The organism is Streptomyces sp. NPDC006610, from assembly GCF_040611575.1.
In the GTDB taxonomy this organism is placed as follows: domain Bacteria; phylum Actinomycetota; class Actinomycetes; order Streptomycetales; family Streptomycetaceae; genus Streptomyces.
The window spans coordinates 1-16,973 of the sequence record NZ_JBEXOP010000054.1; the positions used below are offsets into that span (position 1 = coordinate 1).

Sequence of the window (16,973 nt, forward strand, 5' to 3'; positions counted from 1 at the left end):
GGGGGGGGGGGGGGGGGGGGGGGGGGGGGGGGGCGGGGGGGGGGCGCGCCCCGGGGGGCGCTGGGGGGCCGCCGGGGGGGGGGGGGCGGCCGGCCCCCCCCCGCCCCGCCCCCCCGCGGCTGTCCGCCCGGCCGCTACGCCGACGCCGTCTCCTGGGCGAACACCTCCAGGAACGTCTCGCAGAACGCCTTCAGGTCGTCCGGCTTGCGGCTGGTGACCAGCTTGTTCGTGCCGTGGTCGCAGACCTTGACCTGCTCGTCCACCCAGGTCCCGCCCGCGTTGCGGATGTCCGTGCGCAGACTGGGCCAGGAGGTCAGCACCCGGCCCCGCACGACGTCCGCCTCGACGAGTGTCCACGGGGCGTGGCAGATCGCCGCGACCGGCCTGCCCCGGGTGAAGAAGTCCCGCACGAAGCCGACCGCCTGTTCGTCGGTGCGCAGGAAGTCGGGGTTGGCGACGCCGCCGGGGAGCACCAGGGCGTCGAAGGAGTCGGCGGACGTCTCGCCGACCACCTCGTCCACGGGGAACGTGTCCGCCTTGTCGAGGTGGTGGAACGCCTGGACCTCGCCCGGCTGCGTCGACACGAGCACCGGCCGGTGACCGGCGTCGGCCGCCGCCTGCCACGGGTCGGTCAGCTCCACCTGCTCGACGCCCTCGGGTGCGGTCAGAAACGCGATGCGCATGGGGTCGTTCACCGTCCCTTCCTGCTGATGTCGGCGAGTGCGCTGTCCGGCTCCTGGGCCATCGCCAGGTCGCCGAGGGTGACGACGCCGACCGGGAGCCCGTCCTCGACCACCGGCAGCCGCCGTATGGCCTTCTCCCGCATCAGCGCCACCGCCGTCGAGACCGGGTCCTCCGGGCGGACCACCAGCGGCTCCGGGGTGCACACCTGCTGTGCGCTCACCGTCAGCGGGTCCAGCCCCTCGGCCACCGCCCGCACGGTGATGTCACGGTCGGTGAGCATGCCGACGACGCGCTGGCCGTCGGCCACCACCACGTCGCCGATGTCCTGGGTGCGCATCAGCTGCGCGGCCTCCACCAGCGACGCGTCCGGGCGGACGGCGACCACGCCCGGGGTCATCACTTCCCTCACGAACTCGGCCATGGCCGCCTCCTCAGCGCTCCTCGCGGGTCAGGTCCCGCGCCAGCTCCTGGACATTGGCATAGCGGGCCGAACGCGGCAGCCGCTTCAGCGGCTCGATCAGCGCGTCCGGCGCGTTCTTGCGGCGCAGTACGCCCATCAGCTCGCCCGGCCCGGCCGGAAACGCGCTGCGGCCGAGGATCCTGCCCAGCTCGAGCCGGACCTCCGGCAGGGAGCCCGGCATGGCCGGCCCGCCCGCGATGCGCGGGTCGTCGTCGGCGGCGGGCTCGGGGTCGTGCCACTCCTCGCTGCGGGTGGGATGGCCCGACCTGAGCAGCCCCTGCAGTTCGTGCTTCATCTCCTCGTCCCGGTGGACGCTCAGCCGGTCACTGCCTCGCTGCATGTTTCGCTCCAGATGTTCGGGGGTGCGCTCCGCGTACCCGAGCCCGGGGAGGCCGACACCGGGTTTGCGGGCCGGAAAGCCGGACACCCGACGCCGGAATCCCACCCCCACCCCCCACGCGGCGATCCGGGGAAGGACAGGCCACATGGCACTGCTGGCTGTGCTCATTCCGTTCCTGTTGCTCGGCGTGATGCTGGCGATGGGGCGTTACGAGGAAACGGTGCTTCCGGGCATCCACGGGACGGATGGGGGCGATCCGGAGATTCGATCGCTGGAGGGCTAGGCGTGGCCGCAGGGCGGACAGTCGGCTCCACCCCCCGCCCCCACCGCTCGTGGAGGCATGGCCTCCCACCCGGCGGTGCTGATCGCCGGCGCGGTGATCAACTGCCTGGGCACGGGCGTGCTGCTGCCCTCGCTGGTCACGGCGGCGATGTCCCGCCTCGACTACGCCGACCGCGGGCGCGGCACCGGGCTGTGGACGGCGGCGTTCCTCCTCGGCGAGTTCGTCTGCCCCGTCGCGCTGATCGGCGTGCCGCCGCCACCGGCAGCCTGGCCGGCGCGGTCGTCGTCCTGGGCGCGGCCTCGGCGGCGACGGCGGCCGGCCTGTGGCTCGCCCGCCGCCGGGCCGCCGCCCCCGCCGAGGTCAGTCCTGCGCGTCCGGGCCCTGCTCCGGCCGTTGGGTCAGAAACTCCTGCATCTTCGACTTGATGCCCTGCTTGAGCACCGAGCCCCGGTCCGCGTCACCGCGCAGCAGCGACGCGGCCGTGGCCTCCATCTGCTCCCAGGTGGCGTGCGGCGGGATCGGCGGCACCGCCGGATCGGTCAGGAACTCGATCACCGCCGGGCCGTCCGCCTCCAGTCCGGCCCGCCAGGCCGCCTCCACGTCCTGCGGCTTCTCCACCCGGATGCCGGTCAGGCCGAGGGAACGGGCGAACGCGGCGTACTGGACGTCCGGCAGCTCCTGCGACGGCAGGAACGACGGCGCCCCGCCCATGGCCCGCAGCTCCCACGTCACCTGGTTCAGGTCCCGGTTGTTCCACACGCCCACCACCAGACGCGGATCCTCCCAGGCGTCCCGGTACTTGGCCGCCGTGATCATCTCCGCGAGCCCGTTCATCTGCATCGCCCCGTCCCCGACCAGCGCCACCACCGGCCGGTCCGGATGGGCGAACTTCGCACCGATCGCGTACGGCACCGCGCAGCCCATCGTCGCCAGCGTCCCGGACAGCGAACCCCGCATCCCCGGCCGCATCGTCAGATGGCGCGCGTACCAGTTGGCGGTCGAACCGGAGTCGGAGGTGACGATCGCGTTCGCCGGCAGCAGCGGGTCCAGGGCGCGGGCCACGTACTCCGGGTTCACCGGGTCGGCCGACAGCTCCGCCCGGCGCTCCATCACCTGCCGCCAGTCCTTGACGTTGTCGCACACCGTCTCGAACCACTCGCGCCCGCGCCCCGACTCGATCATCGGGATCAGCCGCTGGAGCGTCTCGCGCGCGTCGCCGACCAGATTCACCTCGTACGGGTAGCGCATCCCCACCATGTGCGGGTCGAGGTCGATCTGCACGCCCCGCGCCTTGCCGAACTCCGGCAGGAACTGCGAGTACGGGAACGACGACCCGATCGTGAGCAGGGTGTCGCAGTCGCGCATCAGCTCGTACGAGGGACGGGTGCCCAGCAGCCCGATCGAGCCGGTGACGTACGGGAGTTCGTCGCTGAGCACGTCCTTGCCGAGCAGCGCCTTCGCCACGCCCGCGCCGAGCAGGTCGGCGATCGTCTCGACCTCGCGGCGCGCGCCGGCCGCGCCCTGGCCGACCAGGATCGCCACCTTGTCCCCGGTGTTGAGGACCTCCGCCGCCCGCCGCAGGGACTCCTCCGAGGGCACCGCCGTCCAGCCGCTGCGGTCCAGGCTGGAGGGGACCATCTTGAAGTCGTGCGTCGGCGGCGAGTAGTCCAGCTCCTGCACGTCGCCGGGGATGATCACCGCGGTCGGGCAGCGGCGGGCGTACGCCGTGCGGATCGCCCGGTCCAGGACGTTCGGCAGCTGCTCGGGAACCGTCACCGTCTCCAGGAAGTCGGAGGCGACGTCCTTGAACAGCGAGTGCAGGTCCACCTCCTGCTGGTACGAGCCGCCCATCGCCGTGCGGTGTGTCTGGCCGACGATCGCCAGCACCGGCACATGGTCCAGCTTGGCGTCGTACAGGCCGTTCAGCAGATGGATCGCGCCCGGACCCGACGTCGCCGCGCACACGCCGAGCCGGCCGCTGAACTTGGCGTAGCCGACCGCCTGGAGCGCGGACATCTCCTCGTGCCGGGACTGGATGAAGCGCGGCCGGTTCTCCGCGCGGCCCCATGCCGCGAGCAGACCGTTGATGCCGTCGCCGGGGTAGCCGAAGACATGTTCCACCCCCCAGTCGCGCAGCCGCTGCAGGACATGGTCGGAGACCTGGGTGCTCATGGACGTCCTCCCTCTCGGCGCCCGGTGGCGCGACCGTACGAGTCACCCCGCCCGCCGCCCGAAAACCTGCCGTGGAAAAGGCGTGGTTTGGCGCCCGGGGGGTTGGGCAGGCGCACCCCCGTGCTTCGGACCGGAGGCACGTCCGTGGGAAGACCCCCGCCGCGGGGGCCGCCCGCGCACGGCCGCCGGTCGCGCCCGCGCTCCCACGGTGACCGCCCGACCCAGAGCACCCAGCAGGGAGTTGCTGCGCATCATGCGTACCCCAGCGACCGCGAAGCACCACCCTCACGACGACGCCCCCGACACCGCGGACGCCTTCCGCGAACTCGCCGCCCTGCCTCCCGGCCCCCGCCGCGACGCCCTGCGCGCGGAGATCGTCGAGGCCTGGCTGCCCATGGCCGAACGGATCGCCGGACGGTTCCGCAGCCGCGGCGAGTCCTACGAGGACCTGCGCCAGGTCGCCGCCCTCGGCCTGGTCAAGGCCGTCGACCGCTACGACCCCGCCCTCGGCAACGCCTTCGAGAGCTACGCCGTCCCCACCGTCACCGGCGAGATCAAGCGCCACTTCCGCGACCACATGTGGACCCTGCACGTGCCCCGGCGCGTGCAGGAGCTGCGCAACCGGGTGCGGGCGGCCTGCCAGGAACTGGCCGCGACCACCTCCGGGCAGCGTCCGGGCGTGGCCGAGATCGCCGGGCACACCGGCCTGAGCGAGGAGGACGTGAAGGCCGGCCTGGAGGCGCTGGAGTCCTTCAGCGCCCTGTCCCTCGACGCGGAGCTGTCCGGCGCCGAGGGCGGCTCCTCGCTCGGCGACGTGCTCGGCTCTCCGGACCCCGCCCTGGACACGGTGGTGGACCGGGAGGCCGTGCGGCCCCGGCTCGCCGCGCTCTCCGAGCGCGAGCGGACCATTCTGTACCTGCGCTTCTTCGGGGACATGACGCAGAGCCGGATCGCCGAGCAGCTGGGGATCTCGCAGATGCACGTGTCCCGGCTGATCAACCGCTGCTGCGTCCGGCTGCGGGAGCAGGTGCTGCGCGACGCGACGTAACGCCGGTCTGGCGTCACCCGCACGGGGTCCCGGTTGCCGCCAATGGGTGCGGGCCGCGCGCGGGAGGCGCGGGGGAGGGCTGTGATGGCCGTGGGGGCACGGACGGCGTGCTCCCGCCGTCGTCACCGTCGTCCCCGTGCCCCGAGGAGCCCGCCCATGCGTCGCAGCGTCCGTGTCCTGTTCGTCGCCGCCCTGGCGGGTGGCTGCCTGGCCGGCGGTTCCCCGGCCGGCGCCGTCCCCGCGGCGCCTGCGCAACCGGCGGAGCGGGCCCGCCCCGCCGCGGTCTTCGCGGACGCAGGGCCGCCGGACGGGCCGTGTCCCAAGCCGGGGGAGCGGGACCACGGAGATCCCCTCGCGCCGGAGGGGGCGGGGGAGCACGAGGACCCCTTCGCGCCCGGGAAGCCCCATGAACCCCAAGAGCCCGTCGAGCCCGAGGATCCCTTCGAGCCCGACGCGCCGGAGAAGCACGACCCCCCGAAGAAGCACGACGAGCCCGGCGCCCCCCCAAAGCACGACGCCGGAAAGCACGAGCCCGGAGAACACCCCGCCCCGCACGACCCCTGCACCCCCGCCCCGGTCCCTCCCCCCGCCCACACCCGCACCCCCGCCCCCGTCCGGCACGGCGTCCGCGCCGGCACGGGCGGCGCCTTCGGCGGGTCGGCGACCGCCCTGGTGGCCGGCGGTGTGCTGATCGCCGGCGCCCTCGGCGGGGCGGCGTACCGGCTGCGCCGCACGCGTCCGCCCATGAACGGCTGACACCGGGGCAGTCTGGGTACGCAGAGGCACGACAGGCAACCAGCGGCGCCAGCGGCACGCGGCTCGAGCGGCACACCGGAGGTACCCATGCGGCGGACGGAGCCGGCCGGTCACGGACCCGTCCGCTACGGGCCGCCCCTCCCCGAGGACGGGCTCCCGGTCCTGCCCGAACTCTCCGAGGTCCTCGCCGCCGCGGCGACCCGGCCCGGCGGCGAGCCCGTCGGCGGCGGCGCCGCCCTGCTCACCGCGGCCTGCGGCTACTGGGACCGGCGCGGACTCCCGGTCCGCCCCGACCGCGTCGTCGCCGCCTCCGGCGCCCCCGCCCTGCTGCTCGCGCTCACCGCCGCGCTCGGCGGCGACGTCCTGGCGCCCCGGCCCTGCGCCGCCTGGTGGGCGCCGTACGCCCGGTTGCTCGGCAGACCCGTCTTCCACGTCCCGACGCCCGCCGAGTGCGGGGGCGTGCCCGATCCGTACGCCCTGCTGGAGACCGTGCGCCGGGTGCGCGCCGAGGGCGGCGACCCGCGGCTGCTGGTGCTGTCCGTCGCCGACGACCCGACCGCCACCGTCGCGCCCCCCGAGGTGCTGCACGAGGCCGTCGAGGCCGCTGCGGGGGAGGGCCTGCACCTGGTCAGCGACGAGACCTGGCGCGACACCCTGCACGCCCCGCGCGACACCGTGCTCGTCAGCCCCGCCGAGATGCTGCCCGACCGGGTCACCGTCGTCACCGACCTGGCCGGCGCGCTGCTGCCCGCCGGCTGGCCCGCCGCCGTCGCCCGCTTCGCGGTCGGCGAGGACGCCGAGGGGCTGCGCGCCCGTGTGCTGGACGTGCTCACCGCGCTCGACGCCCGCGTCGCCGCCCCGGTCGCCGCCGCTGCCGCGCACGCCCTGGACGAGCCCGAACCGGTGCGCCGCCGCGTCACCGCCACCGTCGCCCTGCACGCCCGCCTCGCCCGCGCCGTGCACGACACCGTGGTGGCCGCCGGCGCCCTGGCCGTGCCCCCGAGGGCGGGCCGCCACCTGTACGCCGACCTCGCCCCGTTCCGGTCCGCGCTCGCCGAGCGGGGCGTGGGGGACGCACAGGAACTGGAGGACTTCCTGGCCGGCCGGCTGGACATGCCCGCGCCCGGCGGCCACCGGTTCGGCGACGACCTGGGCGCGCTGCGCGTCCGCCTGTGCACGGGCCCGCTGCTCGGCACGGGCGACGCCGGGCGCACCACGGGTCTCGACGCGGAGCGCGCGACGGGTCCCGACGCGGAGCGCGCCGCCTGCCTCGACGCGCCCGATCCGCTGGAACTGCCGCGAGTGCGCGGCGCGTTGAGCAGACTCGGGTCGGTCCTCGACCATCTCAGCGACGACGCTCAGCGATGGGAGCCTCCTCGATGACGCAGCAGTCCGAGTCGACCGCGAGCACGTCCCCCCGGGACGCCGACGACCCCGCGGACCCGTCCCGGTCCCCGCTCGCGCCCCCCTTCCCGCCCCTCGCCGAACCGCGCCCGCTGGGGGAGCGCAGGGTGTGGCCGCGCACGTTCCACGACCGGCTCACCGCCCCCCTGCCCGGCCTGAAGGCCACCGCCCGCTTCGCCCGCGAGGGCGCGATACGGCCGGGCCGCGAGGGCCTCGCCGGGGTGCGGGACCTGCCCTTCGAGCCCCGCCCGCTGCCCCGCGTGGACGCCCGCGCCGTCGCCGTCACCTGGGCGGGACACGCCAGTTGGGTGCTGCGTGTCGGCGGCCTCACCGTCCTCACCGACCCGGTCTGGTCCCGCCGCATCCTCGGCACGCCCGCGCGGATCACGCCCGTCGGCGTGCCCTGGCGCGAACTGCCGCCCGTCGACGCGGTGGTGATCAGCCACAACCACTACGACCACCTGGACGCCCCCACCCTGCGCAGACTGCCGCGCGACACCCCGGTGTTCGTGCCGGCCGGCCTCGGCGGCTGGTTCCACCGCCGCCGCTTCACCCGCGTCACCGAGCTGGACTGGTGGGAGGCCGCCGAACTGAACGGCGTCCGCTTCGACTTCGTCCCCGCCCACCACTGGTCCAAGCGCACCCTGACCGACACCTGCCGCTCCCTGTGGGGAGGCTGGGTGCTCACCGACCCGCACGGCCGGCGCGTGTACTTCGCGGGCGACACCGGCTACGGCCACTGGTTCACGCGGATCGGCCGCCGCTACCCCGGCATCGACCTGGCCCTCATGCCCATCGGCGCCTACGACCCGCGCTGGTGGCTCAGCGACGTCCACTGCGACCCGGAGGAGGCGGTGCGGGCGGTGCGCGACCTGGGCGCCCGTCGGATGGCGCCCATGCACTGGGCGACGTTCGTCCTGTCCGCCGAGCCCGTGCTGGAGCCGCTCCGCCGAGTGCGGGCCGCGTGGCGGAAGGCGGGCCTGGACCGCGACGACCTGTGGGACCTGCCGGTGGGCGGCTCGCGCGTACTGGAGTGACCGCCGGCGCGCCGGGCCGGTGCACACCCGCGCCGCCCGGCCTGTCGCGCGCTGTCGGCCCATGATCGCCCGGCCTGTCGCGCACTCCGGCCCACGCCCGCGCGCCCGGCCCGCGCCCTCGACCCACGCCCGCCCCCCCCGGCCCACGCCTCCGCCGCCCGCCCTACGCCCGCGCCGCCCTCCGCAGCCGCCGCCACACCGCCGGGGCCGCGCTGATCAGCAGGGTGAGCGCGACCGCGGCGACCACGCCCTCCCACGGCTCGGGGAACAGCGAGCCGCCGAGGATGCCGATCAGCTGGTAGGTCACCGCCCACGCCAGACAGGCGGGCAGATTGCCGCGGGCGAAGCGGCGCAGCGGCCACTTCGCCAGCAGGCAGGCCAGCATCACCGGCAGCCGCCCCGCCGGCACCAGCCGGGACAGCACCAGCACCGCCACCCCGTGGTCGGCCAGCTTCTCCTGGGCCTGCGCCAGCCGGTCCTCCGGCGCCCGCGCCCGGATCGCCTCCAGCCAGCGCGAGCCGTTCCTCGACCGCATCCCGCGCCGCCCCAGCCAGTACAGCGTGCCGTCCCCGAGGAACGCCGCCAGTGACGCCGTCACGAACACCAGCGCCAGCGAGAACGGGGCGGTCTGGTGGAAGGCGACCACGGCCGCCGAGCTGACGAGGGCGCCGGTCGGCACCACCGGCACCAGCGCGCCGGCCAGCACCAGCAGGAACAGCGTCGGATAGCCGAACGCCTGCTGCGTCGTCTCCGGGTTCGTCGCGGCGGCCGCGAGCCAGGTCACCGGGCGACCTCCAGGCGTACGCCCTCGCCGTGGGCGAGCCGGTGCACCGCCACCTTCGGCGCGCGCACCGCGGCGAGCCGGGCGAACTCCTCGCCGGGCGTGTGGAACTCGTGGGGGCGCACGGCGTCCATCCCGATCGGCCAGTAGGTGCCGTAGTGCACCGGCACCGCGGCGGCCGGCGCCAGCCGCGCCAGCGCCTCGGCCGCCAGCCCGGGATCGAGGTGGCCCTCGCCGAGGTACGGCCCCCAGCCGCCGACCGGCAGCAGCGCCACGTCGACGGGTCCCACCTCGTCCGCCATCGTGTCGAACAGGCCCGTGTCCCCGGCGAAGTAGGTGCGCGCTCCGCCCTCGACGACATACCCGAGCGCGGGGGCGCGGCGCGGGCCGAACGGCAGCCGCCGGCCGTCGTGCAGCGCGGGCACCACCCGGACGTCCAGCGCCCCGATCCGCATCGCGTCCCCGGGGGCCACCTCGGTCACGTCCAGATGCGCGAGCCGGCGCAGCGCCGGCACCGCACGGCGTGCGCCCCGGGGCACGAGCAGGCGCGTGCCCGGCGCGAGCGGCGCGAGCGACGGCACATGCAGATGATCGGCGTGCAGATGCGAGATCAGCACGGCGTCCGCGCGCCGGGCGTCCGGCGGGGGCAACGCGCCCCGGCGGCGGCGCAGATGCGCGAGCCGGCGTGCGAACAGGGGATCGGTGAGCAGGCGTACGTCCGAGTCGGCGACGGTGCAGGTGGCGTGCCCCCACCAGGTGATCTCCACCGGCACTTCTTTGCCTCCTTCGCGCGACTCCCCGAAGCGTACGGGCAGGAGTAGGGTCTGCGGCGAAACCGTGAGGTGAGGGGGACGCCATGGGAGAAGGCGCCGGTCCGGTCCGCGTCACGGCCATCGCCAGCCTGACGCCGCTCGAGGAGCTCGACGCCGACCCCTTCCTGGTGGATTCGCGCAGCCAGCACGCCATGTGCGCCCGCTGGGCCGCCGAGCGCGGCTACGTCGTCACCCGCGAGCTGCTGGTGCGCGGCCTGCGGCCCGACCACGGCATGTTGTGGGAAGGGGTGCGGGCAGGCTCCGACGTGTTCGTCGCGCCCAGCCGCCGGGTGCTGGAACGCGCGCTCTCGTCGGTCGAGGAGTTCGCCGCGGAGTGCGCCCGCCGCGGGGTGCGGGTGGAGACGGTCGGGTGCGCGGAGCCGTCGTACGACGCGCAGATGAAGGCCCGGGTGCACCGCCGGCTGTCCATGCCGACCGCCGGCTACGACGGCCGGTAGCGGGGCCCGGCCGGCACGGTGTGACACGCTGGGTGCGGGCCCGGGCAGCCGGCGGGCCGGGACGTGAGGTGGGCAGGGCGTGCTGGGTGGGCGTGGACGGCGGATCGTCAGCCAGGTCGGGCGGAGCGTCGCGGTGTGGGCGGCGGGCACCGTCACCATGCTGGTGCTCGCCGGCGTCCTGCCGGATTTCCAACTGCGCTCGGCGGACGGCGACAGTGCCACGGACATCGCCGTCACGGCCGCGTTCGGGGCCGGCGCGTTCGGGCTGCTGTCCGCACTCGTGTGGCCGCTGCTGGTCCGCCTGCTGCTGCTGGTGCCCGCGCTGGTCCTCGGACTGCTGGTGTTCTTCCTCAACGGCGCGCTGCTGCTGCTCGCCCTCGATCTCAACCCGGCCGAACGCGGCGCGGCCGAGCCGGAGACGGCGGTCCTGGTCGCCGCCGCCATGTCCGCCGTCGCCTCGGCCACCGGCGGGGCGCTCGCCGTGCGCGACGACGACGCCTACCGGCGCCGGCTCTACCGCCTCGCCGACCGCCGCCGCAGACCCCTGCCGCCCGGCCCGGTCACCCACGGGATCGTGTTCCTCCAGCTCGACGGCGTCGGCCACGACGTGCTGACGTCCGCCGTGGCCAAGGGCCTGATGCCCACCGTCGCCCGCATGCTCGGCCGCGGGACGCCCGGGGACCCCGCCGCCCCCGGCGGCCCCACCCACCGGCTCACCCCCTGGCGCACCGACTGGTCCAGCCAGACCGGCGCCAGCCAGCTCGGCATCCTGCACGGCAGCACCTTCGACGTCCCCGCGTTCCGCTGGTACGAGAAGGACCGCCAGGAGGTGATGGTCAGCAACCGCCCGACCAGCGCCGCCCTGCTGCAGCGCCGCGCCGTGGAACGCACCGGCGACCCCGGACTGCTCGCCGTGGACGGCGCCAGCCGCGGCAACCTCTTCGGCGGCGGCGCCGACGAACAGGCCCTGGTGCTGTCCATCGCCACCCGGCGGCGCGGCACGGAGAACCGGTCCCGCGCGGGCTACTTCGCCTACTTCTCCGACCCCGCCAACGCCGTGCGCACCGCCCTGTCCTTCGTCGCCGAGGCCGGCCGGGAGATAGCCCAGTCCACCGCGGCCCGGCTGCGCGGCGACCGCCCGCGCGTCTCCCGCGGCGGGCTGTATCCCTTCGTCCGCGCCTTCGCCACCGTCGTCGAACGGGACGTCGTGGTCGCCGCCGTGGTGGGCGACCTGCTCGCCGGGCGCACCGCCGTCTACGCCGACCTGGTGGCCTACGACGAGGTGGCGCACCACTCCGGGCCGGCGAGCCGCGACGCCGAGAAGGTGCTCGCCCGGCTCGACCGCTCGCTGGCGCTGATCGAGAAGGTCGCCGAGCACGCCCCGCGCCCCTACCGGATCGTCCTGCTGTCCGACCACGGCCAGAGCCCCGGCGAGACGTTCCGCGCCCGCTACGGGCTCACCCTCGCCGACCTGGTGCGGGCCGGCTGCGGGCTGCCCGTGCCGCGCCGGGCGGGGCGCACCCGCAGCGGCGCGGAGGCCCGGGCGGCGGTCCGCGCGGCGCTGCGCCGGCCCGTGGAGGAGGACGCCGGGCAGGACCGCCCGGCGCGCGGCTCCGAGCCGATCGTGCTGGCCTCCGGCAACCTTGGGCTGATCTCGTTCCCGGACGTGCACCACCGCATGACCAAGGAGGAGATCGACGCCCGTCACCCGGCGCTGCTGCCGACCCTCGCCAACCATCCCGGCATCGGTTTCCTGCTGGTCGCCGACGAGCGGCACGGCGGCGTCGTGCTCGGCGCGTACGGAGCCGAGGCGCCGGTGGACGAGCTGGACGACGAACACCCCGGCCCCCTCGCAGGGTTCGGCCCCGGCGCGGCCGAGGCGGTGCGCCGTACGCACTCCTTCCCGCACGCCGCCGACATCATGGTCAACTCCTTCCACGACCCGGCCGACGGCGAAGTCCTCGCCTTCGAGGAGCAGATCGGCTCGCACGGCGGCCTCGGCGGCGCCCAGTCCAAGCCGTTCCTGATGTCGCCGCTCGCCCTGTCCGCGCCCGCCGCGGAGGGGACGGAGCCGGTCGGCGCCGAACAGGTGCACCGGGTGCTGCGGCGCTGGCTGCGCGAGTGCGCGGGACACCGGGCGCCGCTGCCCGCCCGGCCGGACCGGGAGACGGCGGCCTGACCGACGCCGGCCATCCGCCGTTGGCCGCCCGGCGCGCCGTAATGTGATCGGATAGGGCCCAAGACCCCGGTCCCACGGGGGCCGTCCGCAGCATGCGAAAGGAACAACCGTGGCAACCACCCGCTCCGCGCACACCGTCTGGGAAGGCGACCTGCTCCAGGGCAACGGCGTCGTCACCTTCGACTCCTCCGGCGCCATCGGCGAGCAGCCGGTGACCTGGGCCTCCCGCGCCCAGGAGGCCAACGGCAGGACCAGCCCGGAGGAGCTGATCGCCGCCGCCCACTCCAGCTGCTACTCCATGGCCTTCTCCAACGGCCTCGCCAAGGCGGGCACCCCGCCCACCAAGCTGGTCACCTCCGCCGACGTGACCTTCCAGCCGGGCGAGGGCATCACCGGCATCCACCTCACCGTCGAGGCCACCATCCCCGGCATCGACAACGAGGCGTTCCAGGCGGCCGCCGAGGACGCCAAGGTGAACTGCCCGGTCAGCCAGGCCCTCAAGGCCGTGCCGATCACGCTCGACGCCAAGCTCGTCTGACGCTCGTGACACCCGCTGCGGGCCGTCCCTCCGGGCGGCCCGCGACACCCCCGGAGCCGACCGCCATGCCGCGACGCCCCGCCGTCTCCGCCCACCGCGGCGGGACGGAACGTTTCCCCGCCGCCTCCCGGGAGGCGTACGAGGACGCGCCCCACTCGGGCGCGCGGTACGCCGAGTTCGACGTCCGACGCACCGCCGACGGCGTCTTCGTCGTGCACCACGACGCCCGGGCGGGCCACACCGGACCCCTGGTGTCGGCGATCACCCACGCCGAGCTGAACGCCCGCGCCGGCCGCCCGGTGCCGGTGGTGGACGAGGTCCTGGAGCTGATCGCCGGCCGCATGCTCGGCCACCTGGATCTGAAGGAGACCGGCTACGAACGCGAGCTGACCGCGCGGGCCGTCGCGCTGCTCGGCGCGGACGGATTCGTCGCCACCACCCTCGAGGACCGTTCCGTCGCCGAGATCAAGCGGGCCTTCCCCGGCGTGCGCACCCTGCTGTCGCTGGGCAGGGACCGCAAGGAGATCCCGGCCGGGCGGGTCGCCGCGGTCCGCGCGAGCGAGCTGTTCCCGCTGCGCCGGGTGCGCGCCTGCGGCGCGGACGGCGTCGCCGTGCACCACCGCCTGGCCCGCGCCCACGTGCTGCGCGAGACGGCCCGGCACCGCCTGTTCGCCATGGTGTGGACGGTCAACGACGACGCCGGACTGCGCACCTTCCTCGGCGACCCCCGGGTGGACGTCGTGGTCACCGACCGCCCCCGGCGCGCGACCGCCCTCGCGGGCCCCGCCCCCGCGCCGGCGCCCCGCCGCGACTGACGCCGGGGCGGGGCCGTCCTTCCGTGCGGATCAGCCCTTGACGGCGACCCCGCAGTACACCGGCACCTCGCCCTCCGCCGCTGCCGCCACGTCCTCCTCCTGCGGCCGCCACTCGGTCACCGGCACGATCCCCGGCTCCAGCAGCTCCAGACCGTCGAAGAAGCGGGTGAACTCCTCGCGGGTGCGCGGGAAGAACGGCGTGCCGCTGCGCTCGAACAGCCGCGCCGCCTGCGCCACGCCCTCCGGGGCGATGTCCGGCGTCACCTGCGACAGCACCAGCAGGCTGCCCGACGGCAGCGCGTCGACGTACGTCCTGAGCAGGTCGTACACATTGCCCTGTCCGGCCGCCTCGCCCAGGTAGTGGGTGAGCGCGACCAGCGACAGCGACACCGGCCGGGTCAGGTCCAGCGTCTCGGCGGCCAGCCGCAGGATGGTGTCCGGGTCCCGCACGTCGGCGTGCACGTAGTCCGTACTGCCCTCCGGCGAGCCGTGCAGCAGCGCCTCCGCGTGCCGCAGCACGATCGGGTCGTTGTCCGCGTACACGACCCGCGCCTGCGGAGCGACCTCCTGGGCGACCTGGTGCAGGTTGGGCCGGGTCGGGATGCCCGTGCCGATGTCCAGGAACTGCCGGATTCCCGACTGCGCCGCCGCCCGGGTCGCCCGGTGCATGAACCGGCGGTTCGCGCGGGCGCCGCGCACGGCGGTGCTGTCCGCGGCGAGGATCTTGCGCGCCAGTTCCTCGTCGACGGGATAGTTGTCCTTGCCGCCCAGCCACCAGTCGTACACCCGCGCCGGATGCGGCCGGCTGGTGTCGATGCGGACGGCGGGCTCGGCGTCGGAAGCGGTCATGCGGATTGCTCTCCTCGGATGGACGGACAGGAGTCGGGGCGTCCGGAAACGGGCCGGCCTCAGAAGTCCCCGCGGAACTCCTGCAGGATCTTCTTCGTGCGCTGCGCCGACGCGGCCTGCGCCGTCATGTGGTCGAGCACCTCCAGATGCGCGGAGACCTCGGTACGCGAGTCGAGGTACAGCGCGCCGGTGAGGTACTCGGTGAACACCATGTCCGGCAACTCCGGCTCGGCGAACCGGAACAGCGCGAACGGCGCGTACGTGCCCGGGTGCGGGCCGTTGGCGAACTCCGCGACCTGCAGCGTGACATGGTCCAGCTCGGCCGCCTCCAGCAGCCGGTCCAACTGGCCGCGCATCACCTCGGGCCGGGTGCTCACCGGCCGCCGCAGCACCGTCTCGTCCATGATCACCCACAGGTGGGGCGGGTCCGGCCGGTGCAGCAGCTTCTGCCGGGCCAGCCGCAGCGACACATGCCGCTCGATCGTCTCCGCGCCCTCCTGCCCGATCGTCCCGGCCTCCAGCACGGCACGCGCGTACTCCTCGGTCTGCAGCAGACCGGGCACGAAGTGCGGCTCGTAGGAGCGGATCATCCGCGCCGCGCCCTCCAGGCTGACGAACAGGCTGAACCAGTCCGGCAGCACATCGTGGAACCGCTGCCACCAGCCCGGCTGGTTGGCCTCCTCGGCGAGGGACACGAACGCGGCCACCTCGTCCTCCGGGACGCCGTACGCGGGCAGCAGGATCTGCAGATACGGGATTCTCAGGGTGACCTCGGCCATCTCCATGCGCCGCACGGTCGCCGGCGCCACCCGCAGCACGCGGGCCGCCTCCTCGCGCCTGAGCCCCGCCGCCTCGCGCAGCTCCTGGAGCCGTTTGCCGAGCACCACCTGCCCGACCGTCGGCGCGGGCCGCCGTTCACTCACGCGCCACGCCTCCCCTACGCGCCGGAAGTCCGTCTGCAGTGTGTCATGTTCACCCACCCGTCTCACAGACCAGCCCCGTCACGCCCCGCCTGTGGCACGCTGAACAGGCACCGGTTCCACCCGTACGACCCCCCCCACCCCCATGTCATGTACCGAGGGAGCGCGCCATGGCCGTCGAACCGCTGTCGCCGCAGGAGATCGAGGACCGGCTCGCCGAACTGCCCGGCTGGACCGCCGACGGGAACCGGCTCGCCCGCACCTACCGGCTCCCCTCGCACGTCGCGGCGGCGGCCCTCGTGATGCACGTCGCCGCCGTGCAGGACGAGCTGAACCACCACTCCGACCTCACGCTCGGCTACGACACGGTCGCCCTGACCGTCAGCACCCACAGCGTCGGCGGCAGGCTCACCGCGCTCGACTTCGAACTGGCCCGCCGGGTCGAGTCCCTGGCCCCGGCGCACGGCGCCGGCTGAGGCCCGCCGTGCTGGACTACAGCGCGGAGGCCGAGCGGTACGACGGCCTGCGCGGCGGCGAGCCCAGGGCGCAGGCCGCCGCCGAAGCCGTCCTCGGCCTCATACCCGGCGACGCGCGCAGCCTGCTCGACGTGGCCTGCGGCACCGGCATCGTCACCCGGCGCCTCGCCCGCCCCGGGCTGCGCGTCCTCGGCGCCGATCTCACCGAGGCCATGGCCCGGCGCGCCGCCGCCCGCCTCCCCGGCGCCGTCGTTCTCGCCGACAGCCGCCGACTCCCCTTCCCGGACGGCCGGTTCGACGCGGTGAGCAGCGTCTGGCTGCTCCATCTGCTGTCCGGCCCGGCGGACGTCCGAGCGGTCGTCGGCGAGTGCGCCCGCGTGCTGCGTCCCGGCGGGGTGTACGTCACCACCGTCGACAAGGCCGCGGCCCACAACGTCGGCAGCGACATCGACGCCGTCCTCGCCGACCGGCCCCGTCTGCCCGCCGTGGACGAGGCGGCCGCCGTCGCGTCGTACGCCGCCGCACACGGGCTGCTGCCCGCCGGGCGGACCCGCTTCCGGGGCGCCGGCCAGGGACGCAGCCCTCGGCGCACCATCGCCGACCTGCGCCGCGGCTGGTTCATGACGCTGCCGCCCGGCGACCCGCGCGCCGACCGTTTCGCCGCCCGCCTCGCGGCCCTCCCCGACCAGGACCGGCCGCGCCCCGATCCCTGGTTCACCGTCCTGGCGTTCCGCAGGAACGAACGGTGAAGGTCTTCGCGGCGCACGGCAGCCCGACGGCGGTCGGCGACCACTGAGGGAAGGGAGGCTCCCCGCACGGGACCGGCACGCGGATCACCACGCTGCTGCACGACACGACGTGCCGCACGGGCGTCGCCCGGCAGAACACCGGCTGCAACCGCCACCGCACCGGAGCTTCTTCATCGGGGCATGCCGACGGCCCCCCGGCCGACGGTCCACAC

19 protein-coding genes are annotated in these 16,973 nt (G+C 75.2%); 11 read left to right on the forward strand and 8 right to left on the reverse strand.

The window, feature by feature from the left end; genetic code table 11:
• Positions 1 to 134 precede the first annotated feature (134 nt).
• Genes ABZY13_RS30410 through ABZY13_RS30420 form a run of 3 tightly spaced genes read right to left on the reverse strand, consistent with a single transcriptional unit; the run spans position 135 to position 1,484 of the window.
• Complete coding sequence (locus ABZY13_RS30410) at positions 135 to 683, reverse strand: type 1 glutamine amidotransferase domain-containing protein (protein WP_356636482.1); 549 nt, start codon at positions 681 to 683, stop codon at positions 135 to 137.
• Positions 684 to 691: 8 nt separating this feature from the next.
• Positions 692 to 1,105 (reverse strand): CBS domain-containing protein, encoded by a 414-nt coding sequence (locus ABZY13_RS30415; protein ID WP_356636415.1) that lies wholly within the window; start codon positions 1,103 to 1,105, stop codon positions 692 to 694.
• A gap of 10 nt (positions 1,106 to 1,115) precedes the next feature.
• The gene (locus tag ABZY13_RS30420; RefSeq protein ID WP_356636417.1) at positions 1,116 to 1,484 is read right to left on the reverse strand and encodes a DUF2795 domain-containing protein; all 369 of its coding nucleotides are present in this window, start codon (positions 1,482 to 1,484) and stop codon (positions 1,116 to 1,118) included.
• 145 nt (positions 1,485 to 1,629) lie between these two features.
• Here ABZY13_RS30420 and ABZY13_RS30425 point away from each other — a divergent pair, with 145 nt between their 5' ends.
• Entirely contained in the window at positions 1,630 to 1,767 is a 138-nt protein-coding gene (locus ABZY13_RS30425) for a hypothetical protein (protein WP_356636419.1), read from the forward strand.
• A gap of 360 nt (positions 1,768 to 2,127) precedes the next feature.
• On the opposite strand, the gene ABZY13_RS30430 is transcribed toward ABZY13_RS30425, so the two are convergent.
• The gene (locus ABZY13_RS30430) at positions 2,128 to 3,939 is read right to left on the reverse strand and encodes a thiamine pyrophosphate-requiring protein (protein ID WP_356636421.1); all 1,812 of its coding nucleotides are present in this window, start codon (positions 3,937 to 3,939) and stop codon (positions 2,128 to 2,130) included.
• 253 nt (positions 3,940 to 4,192) lie between these two features.
• Here ABZY13_RS30430 and ABZY13_RS30435 point away from each other — a divergent pair, with 253 nt between their 5' ends.
• The 4 genes from ABZY13_RS30435 to ABZY13_RS30450 all read left to right on the forward strand — a co-directional run bounded on the left by ABZY13_RS30435 (position 4,193) and on the right by ABZY13_RS30450 (position 8,184).
• Entirely contained in the window at positions 4,193 to 4,987 is a 795-nt protein-coding gene (locus tag ABZY13_RS30435) for an RNA polymerase sigma factor SigF (protein ID WP_356636423.1), read from the forward strand.
• A 156-nt stretch (positions 4,988 to 5,143) separates the two neighbouring features.
• Positions 5,144 to 5,743, forward strand: coding sequence for a hypothetical protein (locus tag ABZY13_RS30440; RefSeq protein ID WP_356636425.1), 600 nt, complete (start codon positions 5,144 to 5,146; stop codon positions 5,741 to 5,743).
• A gap of 87 nt (positions 5,744 to 5,830) precedes the next feature.
• Positions 5,831 to 7,126 (forward strand): aminotransferase class I/II-fold pyridoxal phosphate-dependent enzyme, encoded by a 1,296-nt coding sequence (locus ABZY13_RS30445; protein ID WP_356636427.1) that lies wholly within the window; start codon positions 5,831 to 5,833, stop codon positions 7,124 to 7,126.
• Positions 7,123 to 8,184: an MBL fold metallo-hydrolase gene (locus tag ABZY13_RS30450; RefSeq protein WP_356636429.1), complete on the forward strand. Its 1,062-nt coding sequence runs from the start codon at positions 7,123 to 7,125 to the stop codon at positions 8,182 to 8,184. The genes ABZY13_RS30445 and ABZY13_RS30450 overlap by 4 nt, the downstream gene beginning before the upstream one ends.
• 163 nt (positions 8,185 to 8,347) lie before the next feature.
• Here the strand turns inward: ABZY13_RS30450 and ABZY13_RS30455 are convergent, their stop codons facing one another.
• Together ABZY13_RS30455 and ABZY13_RS30460 are read right to left on the reverse strand one after the other, a co-directional pair.
• Positions 8,348 to 8,968 (reverse strand): VTT domain-containing protein, encoded by a 621-nt coding sequence (locus ABZY13_RS30455; RefSeq protein ID WP_356636431.1) that lies wholly within the window; start codon positions 8,966 to 8,968, stop codon positions 8,348 to 8,350.
• On the reverse strand, positions 8,965 to 9,738 hold the full coding sequence (locus ABZY13_RS30460; RefSeq protein WP_356636433.1) for an MBL fold metallo-hydrolase: 774 nt from the start codon (positions 9,736 to 9,738) through the stop codon (positions 8,965 to 8,967). The genes ABZY13_RS30455 and ABZY13_RS30460 overlap by 4 nt, the downstream gene beginning before the upstream one ends.
• An 83-nt stretch (positions 9,739 to 9,821) precedes the next feature.
• Here ABZY13_RS30460 and ABZY13_RS30465 point away from each other — a divergent pair, with 83 nt between their 5' ends.
• The 4 genes from ABZY13_RS30465 (at position 9,822) to ABZY13_RS30480 (ending at position 13,767) form a co-directional block, all read left to right on the forward strand.
• Positions 9,822 to 10,235, forward strand: coding sequence for a hypothetical protein (locus tag ABZY13_RS30465; RefSeq protein ID WP_356636435.1), 414 nt, complete (start codon positions 9,822 to 9,824; stop codon positions 10,233 to 10,235).
• A 79-nt stretch (positions 10,236 to 10,314) separates the two neighbouring features.
• Complete coding sequence (locus tag ABZY13_RS30470) at positions 10,315 to 12,414, forward strand: phage holin family protein (protein ID WP_356636437.1); 2,100 nt, start codon at positions 10,315 to 10,317, stop codon at positions 12,412 to 12,414.
• A 109-nt stretch (positions 12,415 to 12,523) separates the two neighbouring features.
• A complete protein-coding gene (locus ABZY13_RS30475) occupies positions 12,524 to 12,952 on the forward strand; it encodes an OsmC family protein (RefSeq protein WP_356636439.1) in 429 nt (142 codons plus the stop codon).
• Between the two features lie 65 nt (positions 12,953 to 13,017).
• Entirely contained in the window at positions 13,018 to 13,767 is a 750-nt protein-coding gene (locus ABZY13_RS30480) for a glycerophosphodiester phosphodiesterase family protein (RefSeq protein ID WP_356636441.1), read from the forward strand.
• Between the two features lie 30 nt (positions 13,768 to 13,797).
• Here the strand turns inward: ABZY13_RS30480 and ABZY13_RS30485 are convergent, their stop codons facing one another.
• Positions 13,798 to 14,616 (reverse strand): SAM-dependent methyltransferase, encoded by an 819-nt coding sequence (locus tag ABZY13_RS30485; RefSeq protein ID WP_356636443.1) that lies wholly within the window; start codon positions 14,614 to 14,616, stop codon positions 13,798 to 13,800.
• Between the two features lie 59 nt (positions 14,617 to 14,675).
• Positions 14,676 to 15,539, reverse strand: coding sequence for a helix-turn-helix transcriptional regulator (locus tag ABZY13_RS30490; protein WP_356636445.1), 864 nt, complete (start codon positions 15,537 to 15,539; stop codon positions 14,676 to 14,678).
• A 167-nt stretch (positions 15,540 to 15,706) separates the two neighbouring features.
• Between ABZY13_RS30490 and ABZY13_RS30495 the strand changes: the two genes are divergently transcribed.
• A complete protein-coding gene (locus ABZY13_RS30495; RefSeq protein ID WP_356636447.1) occupies positions 15,707 to 16,012 on the forward strand; it encodes a 4a-hydroxytetrahydrobiopterin dehydratase in 306 nt (101 codons plus the stop codon).
• Between the two features lie 8 nt (positions 16,013 to 16,020).
• The gene (locus ABZY13_RS30500) at positions 16,021 to 16,761 is read left to right on the forward strand and encodes a class I SAM-dependent methyltransferase (RefSeq protein WP_356636449.1); all 741 of its coding nucleotides are present in this window, start codon (positions 16,021 to 16,023) and stop codon (positions 16,759 to 16,761) included.
• The last annotated feature ends 212 nt before the right edge of the window (positions 16,762 to 16,973 follow it).

Excerpts from the sequence above, each read along its gene's own strand:
- ABZY13_RS30440 (WP_356636425.1), top strand. The coding sequence starts at position 5,144 with ATGCGTCGCAGCGTCCGTGTCCTGTTCGTCGCCGCCCTGGCGGGTGGC.
- ABZY13_RS30420 (WP_356636417.1), bottom strand. The coding sequence starts at position 1,484 with ATGCAGCGAGGCAGTGACCGGCTGAGCGTCCACCGGGACGAGGAGATG.
- ABZY13_RS30465 (WP_356636435.1), top strand. The coding sequence starts at position 9,822 with ATGGGAGAAGGCGCCGGTCCGGTCCGCGTCACGGCCATCGCCAGCCTG.
- ABZY13_RS30415 (WP_356636415.1), bottom strand. The coding sequence starts at position 1,105 with ATGGCCGAGTTCGTGAGGGAAGTGATGACCCCGGGCGTGGTCGCCGTC.
- ABZY13_RS30410 (WP_356636482.1), bottom strand. The coding sequence starts at position 683 with ATGCGCATCGCGTTTCTGACCGCACCCGAGGGCGTCGAGCAGGTGGAG.
- ABZY13_RS30485 (WP_356636443.1), bottom strand. The coding sequence starts at position 14,616 with ATGACCGCTTCCGACGCCGAGCCCGCCGTCCGCATCGACACCAGCCGG.
- ABZY13_RS30480 (WP_356636441.1), top strand. The coding sequence starts at position 13,018 with ATGCCGCGACGCCCCGCCGTCTCCGCCCACCGCGGCGGGACGGAACGT.
- ABZY13_RS30425 (WP_356636419.1), top strand. The coding sequence starts at position 1,630 with ATGGCACTGCTGGCTGTGCTCATTCCGTTCCTGTTGCTCGGCGTGATG.
- ABZY13_RS30445 (WP_356636427.1), top strand. The coding sequence starts at position 5,831 with ATGCGGCGGACGGAGCCGGCCGGTCACGGACCCGTCCGCTACGGGCCG.
- ABZY13_RS30435 (WP_356636423.1), top strand. The coding sequence starts at position 4,193 with ATGCGTACCCCAGCGACCGCGAAGCACCACCCTCACGACGACGCCCCC.
- ABZY13_RS30450 (WP_356636429.1), top strand. The coding sequence starts at position 7,123 with ATGACGCAGCAGTCCGAGTCGACCGCGAGCACGTCCCCCCGGGACGCC.
- ABZY13_RS30495 (WP_356636447.1), top strand. The coding sequence starts at position 15,707 with ATGGCCGTCGAACCGCTGTCGCCGCAGGAGATCGAGGACCGGCTCGCC.
- ABZY13_RS30430 (WP_356636421.1), bottom strand. The coding sequence starts at position 3,939 with ATGAGCACCCAGGTCTCCGACCATGTCCTGCAGCGGCTGCGCGACTGG.